Annotated in this window: 7 protein-coding genes; all 7 read left to right on the top strand. The window is 65.0% G+C overall.

Annotated elements, in window-relative coordinates:
* Nucleotides 1–1,121 (top strand): phosphomethylpyrimidine synthase ThiC (gene thiC / locus ACWGTO_RS32705; protein WP_454578840.1); only part of this gene is annotated, 1,121 nt, incomplete at its 5' end.
* A complete protein-coding gene (locus tag ACWGTO_RS32700) occupies nucleotides 1,118–2,101 on the top strand; it encodes an FAD-dependent oxidoreductase (RefSeq protein ID WP_454578839.1) in 984 nt (327 codons plus the stop codon). The genes thiC and ACWGTO_RS32700, both read left to right, overlap by 4 nt.
* A complete protein-coding gene (gene thiS, locus ACWGTO_RS32695) occupies nucleotides 2,085–2,282 on the top strand; it encodes a sulfur carrier protein ThiS (protein WP_454578838.1) in 198 nt (65 codons plus the stop codon). The genes ACWGTO_RS32700 and thiS overlap by 17 nt, the downstream gene beginning before the upstream one ends.
* A 4-nt stretch (nucleotides 2,283–2,286) precedes the next feature.
* The gene (locus tag ACWGTO_RS32690) at nucleotides 2,287–3,060 is read left to right on the top strand and encodes a thiazole synthase (protein ID WP_454578837.1); all 774 of its coding nucleotides are present in this window, start codon (nucleotides 2,287–2,289) and stop codon (nucleotides 3,058–3,060) included.
* Nucleotides 3,057–3,662: a thiamine phosphate synthase gene (locus ACWGTO_RS32685; protein ID WP_454578836.1), complete on the top strand. Its 606-nt coding sequence runs from the start codon at nucleotides 3,057–3,059 to the stop codon at nucleotides 3,660–3,662. Before ACWGTO_RS32690 ends, ACWGTO_RS32685 begins: the two co-directional genes overlap by 4 nt.
* A complete protein-coding gene (locus ACWGTO_RS32680; protein WP_454578842.1) occupies nucleotides 3,659–4,465 on the top strand; it encodes a hydroxymethylpyrimidine/phosphomethylpyrimidine kinase in 807 nt (268 codons plus the stop codon). Before ACWGTO_RS32685 ends, ACWGTO_RS32680 begins: the two co-directional genes overlap by 4 nt.
* Nucleotides 4,466–4,624: 159 nt before the next feature.
* Nucleotides 4,625–4,816 (top strand): aldehyde dehydrogenase family protein (locus ACWGTO_RS32675; protein WP_454578841.1); only part of this gene is annotated, 192 nt, incomplete at its 3' end.

Below are 4,816 nucleotides of genomic sequence, written 5' to 3'. Positions count from 1 at the left end.
CGGTGATGGATCTGTCAACCGGCCGTAACATCCACAACATCCGCGAATGGATCGTGCGCAATTCACCGGTCCCGATCGGCACGGTGCCGCTCTACCAGGCGCTTGAGAAGGTCGGCGGGATCGCCGAGGACCTGAGCTGGGAGGTTTTTCGCGATACGCTGATCGAACAGGCCGAGCAGGGCGTTGACTATTTCACCATCCATGCCGGCGTAAGGCTGCATTACATTCCGCTCACCGTCGACCGCGTCACCGGCATCGTGTCGCGCGGCGGCTCGATCATGGCCAAGTGGTGCCTGCATCACCACAAGGAGAGCTTTCTCTACGAGCATTTCGAGGAAATCTGCGACATCTGCCGCAGCTATGACGTGGCGTTCTCGCTCGGCGACGGCCTTCGCCCCGGCTCAATCGCCGACGCCAACGACGCCGCTCAGTTCGCCGAATTGGAAACGCTTGGAGAGCTGACGAAGATCGCCTGGGCCAAGGACTGCCAGGTAATGATCGAAGGCCCCGGCCACGTGCCGATGCACAGGATCAAGGAGAACATGGACAAGCAACTCGCGGTCTGTGGCGAGGCGCCGTTCTATACGCTCGGACCGCTCACCACGGACATTGCGCCGGGCTACGACCACATCACATCAGGCATTGGCGCGGCGATGATCGGCTGGTTCGGCACGGCCATGCTTTGCTACGTCACGCCGAAGGAACATCTCGGCCTGCCCGACCGCGACGACGTCAAGACCGGCGTCATCACCTACAGAATAGCCGCGCACGCCGCCGACCTCGCCAAGGGCCATCCGGCCGCCAAGGTCAGGGACGACGCGCTGTCGCGGGCGCGCTTCGAGTTCAGGTGGGAGGACCAGTTCAACCTCTCGCTCGATCCCGAGACAGCGCGCGCCTTCCACGACAAGACCCTGCCGAAGGAAGCGCACAAGGTGGCGCATTTCTGCTCGATGTGCGGGCCGAAATTCTGCTCGATGCGCATCTCCCACTACATTCGCGATGCAGCCAGAGAAGCTGGGACACAGAAGGAAGGGCTCGCGGCAATGGCGGCGAAATACCGGGACGGCGGCGACCTCTATATGCCCGTCGACGGCACCGCGGGGAGTTCGACCAAACCATGAAGGTGCTCATTCGCGGCGCCGGCGTTGCCGGGCTGACGCTCGCGCACGAGCTGGCAACACGCGGCGCCGATGTGACCGTGGTCGAGCAGCGCATGGAGATCGCCGGCAATGCCTCCTGGCAGGCCGGCGGCATGCTCGCGCCCTGGTGCGAGCGTGAGAGTGCTGAAGAGGCGGTGCAGACACTCGGGCTAGGCGCGGCCGACTGGTGGGACTCGGCGCTGCCCGGCTATGTCTCGCGCAACGGCACGCTGGTGCTGGCACCTGCCCGCGATGTCGGCGAATTGGACCGGTTCGCTCGCCGCACCTCCGGCTTCAGGCAGCTGGGCGCCACTGAGATCGCGGCCCTCGAACCGGGCCTTGCCGGCCGCTTCGGGCGTGGGCTGTTCTTCGCCGGGGAAGCGCATCTCGATCCGCGCAAGGCGTTGCTCGCGCTTCGAGACAAGCTGCTCGGCGTGGGCGTGCGCCTCGAGCTCGGCCACCGCGCGTTGTCCGCCGTCGCGGATATCGAGGTGGACTGCACCGGCATCGCCGACAGACGCACCGAGCTGCGCGGCCTGCGTGGCGAGATGCTCATCCTGCGAACAGCCGAGATCTCGCTGACCCGGCCACTGCGCCTGCTTCACCCGCGCATCCCGGTCTATGTCGTGCCGCGCGGGAAAAACCTGTTCATGGTCGGCGCAACAATGATTGAGTGCGATGCCGCCGGCCCGATCACCGCGCGCTCAACCATGGAGCTGCTCAGCGCCGCCTACGCGCTGCATCCTGCCTTCGGCGAGGCCGAACTGGTTGAAACGGGTGCCGGCGTGCGCCCCGCCTTTGTCGACAACCTGCCGCGCGTCGAGCGCGACGGGAGGAACATTCGCATCAACGGTCTCTACCGTCACGGCTTCCTGCTCGCGCCGGCGATGGCGCGGCAGGCAGCCGACCTCATTCTGGGAAACCCGGCAGCAAAGGAGCGTGCCCTTGAAGCTCACTGTTAACGGCCAAATTCACGACGTCGCAGCCGAGACACTTGCTACGCTGCTCGCCGAACTCGATTTCGAAGGTACCTGGCTCGCCACCGCGCTGAATGGCGACGTTGTGCCTGCCAGGGAGCGCGATAGCTGCCGGCTTGCAGAAGGCGACCGCATCGAAATCCTCGCACCGATGAAGGGAGGGTGATCCCTTGCTTGAACTCTACGGACAGAAATTCTCGTCCCGCCTTCTGCTTGGGACTGCGCTTTACCCCTCGCCCGCAGTCATGGCCGAGGCGGTGAAAGCGTCCGACACGCAGATCGTCACCGTGTCGCTGCGCCGCGAAACGTCCGGCGGCAAATCTGGCGGCCAGTTCTGGTCTCTAGTCCAGTCTCTGGGCGTTCGCGTCCTGCCCAACACGGCCGGCTGCCATTCGGTGAGCGAAGCGGTCACCACGGCGCGGATGGCACGCGAGGTGTTCGGTACCGCCTGGATCAAGCTCGAGGTGATCGGCAACCAAGATATGCTGCAGCCTGATGTCTTCGGGCTGGTCGAAGCGGCAAGGATTCTTGCCTCGGACGGCTTCGAGGTCTTCCCCTACACGACCGACGACCTCGTCGTTGCCGAGCGCCTGCTCGACGCCGGCTGCAGGCTGTTGATGCCCTGGTGCGCGCCGATCGGCTCGGCGCGCGGGCCACAAAACCCCGATGCGCTGCGCAGCCTGCGCGGCCATTTCCCCAGTATTCCGCTGATCGTTGATGCCGGTATCGGCCGCCCGTCCCATGCCGCAGCCGTTATGGAGCTCGGCTACGATGCAGTGCTTCTGAACACCGCGGTCGCCAAGGCTGGCGATCCCGTTGCCATGGCCGCGGCCTTTGGCAAGGCGGTCGAGGCGGGCCGCGAGGCCTATGGCGCCGGCCTGCTCGAACCGCGCGACATGGCTGTCCCCTCCACCCCGGTCATCGGCATGGCGGCATTCTCATGAAACTCGATCCGTTCTACCTGATCGTCGAGTCCGCCGCATGGATCGAACGTCTGGTGCCGCTTGGGGTGAAACTGGTGCAACTGCGCATCAAGGACCAGGACGAAGCTTCGCTGCGCCGAGAGGTCCGTGCCTCGAAGGCGGTGTGCGGCCGCCACGGCTGCCAGCTCATCATCAATGACTACTGGCGCCTGGCGATCGAGGAGGGATGCGATTTCGTCCATCTCGGCCAGGAGGATCTGGAGGGCGCCGACATTGGAGCAATCCGGCGCGCCGGCCTGAAGCTTGGACTGAGCACGCATGACGGCATCGAGTTGGAAACGGCGCTCTTCGCGGAGCCCGACTACGTCGCGCTCGGGCCGATTTACCCCACCATGCTCAAGGCGATGAAATGGGCGCCTCAGGGCCTTGAACGCTTAGCCGAATGGGGCAAGCGTGTCGCGCCAATGCCGCTCGTCGCCATTGGCGGCCTGAACCTGGAGCGGCTTCCCGGTGTATTCGCACATGGCGCCCAAAGTGCGGCGGTGGTTACCGACATCATCCGCGCCGCCGATCCCGACGCGCGCGTACGCGAGTGGCTCGAGGCAACAGCGCCGTGGCGATGAATGCGCAGTCTCACGTGCTGATCGTCGCAGGAATCGATTCAAGCGGCGGAGCCGGAGTGACGCGCGACGTCGAAACGATCGCGGCACTCGGCCTCAGCTCGTGCGTCGCCGTGACGGCGGTGACCGCCCAGACACATCAGGCGGTCACCTGGATCGAGCATATGCCGCCAGATCTTGTCGTGGCCCAGATGCGGGCCGCACTCATCGCCAACAGTGTGAAGGCCATCAAGGTCGGAATGCTTGGCACCAGCGGCGCGATCGCAGAAGTCGTGGCGGTTATACAGGATCATCGCGACATTCCGGTGGTGCTGGACCCGGTCCTCGCCTCCTCGTCCGGCGGGGCGCTGATCATGGAAGACGCTGTCGCCTCGCTGCGTGGTTATCTCATGCCGCTTTGCCGGATTGTCACGCCGAACCTGCCTGAATTGGCGGTGCTGACCGGATCGGCGATCGCAGTCGACGAGGCATCGGCTTGCCGACAGGGTGAGGCGTTGTCGAGATCCGTCTCGACCGCCGTCCTCGTCAAGGGCGGTCATGCGCGCGGCACGAATGCAGTCGACCTCTTGGTGCAGCCGGACCGAACGCCGCTTCGATTGAAGGCGCCGCGGCTGCCTGGCGAGATGCGGGGGACGGGCTGCATGCTCTCCAGCGCCATTGCCGCCTCTCTTGCGCTCGGGGTCTCGGTGGAAGAAAGCGTGCGTGCTGCCAAGCGCTATGTTTTCAACGCCCTCGCTGGACAAAAATGCCGACTTGGCGATCCCATCGGTCTGGTCGACGGTTTTCCTCTCCCGGATGAGCAATAATCGCGCGTGGGTTTTACCCGCGGGCCGTCCGAGGCCCTATGCTGAAATCGGACGTACGGGATAGACAACCGCACCCTGCGACAGATATCAGCCGCGTTGAGGAGGAATCCGGAATTGCCGCTCTGCCCGCCTTTGATCCGTCACCTGAAATCCCCCGACCTGTTCGTCGCCATTGACCGCTTGCCGTGCCTTGGCACGCCTGCGAGCGGCCGGACATTCGAGATCTTCAACCCATCGACCGGCGAATTGCTGGCGAAGCTTCCCGACATGGGCGTCGAGGAGACACGCGCCGCGATCGGCAAAGCCCATGTCGCCCAGCCTGGATGGGCGGCGCTGACCGCGCGAGAGCGC

The organism is Mesorhizobium sp. PL10 (assembly GCF_053714315.1).
Note: the sequence above shows the minus strand (reverse complement) of the source record. Positions and strands in the feature narration are given on the sequence as shown.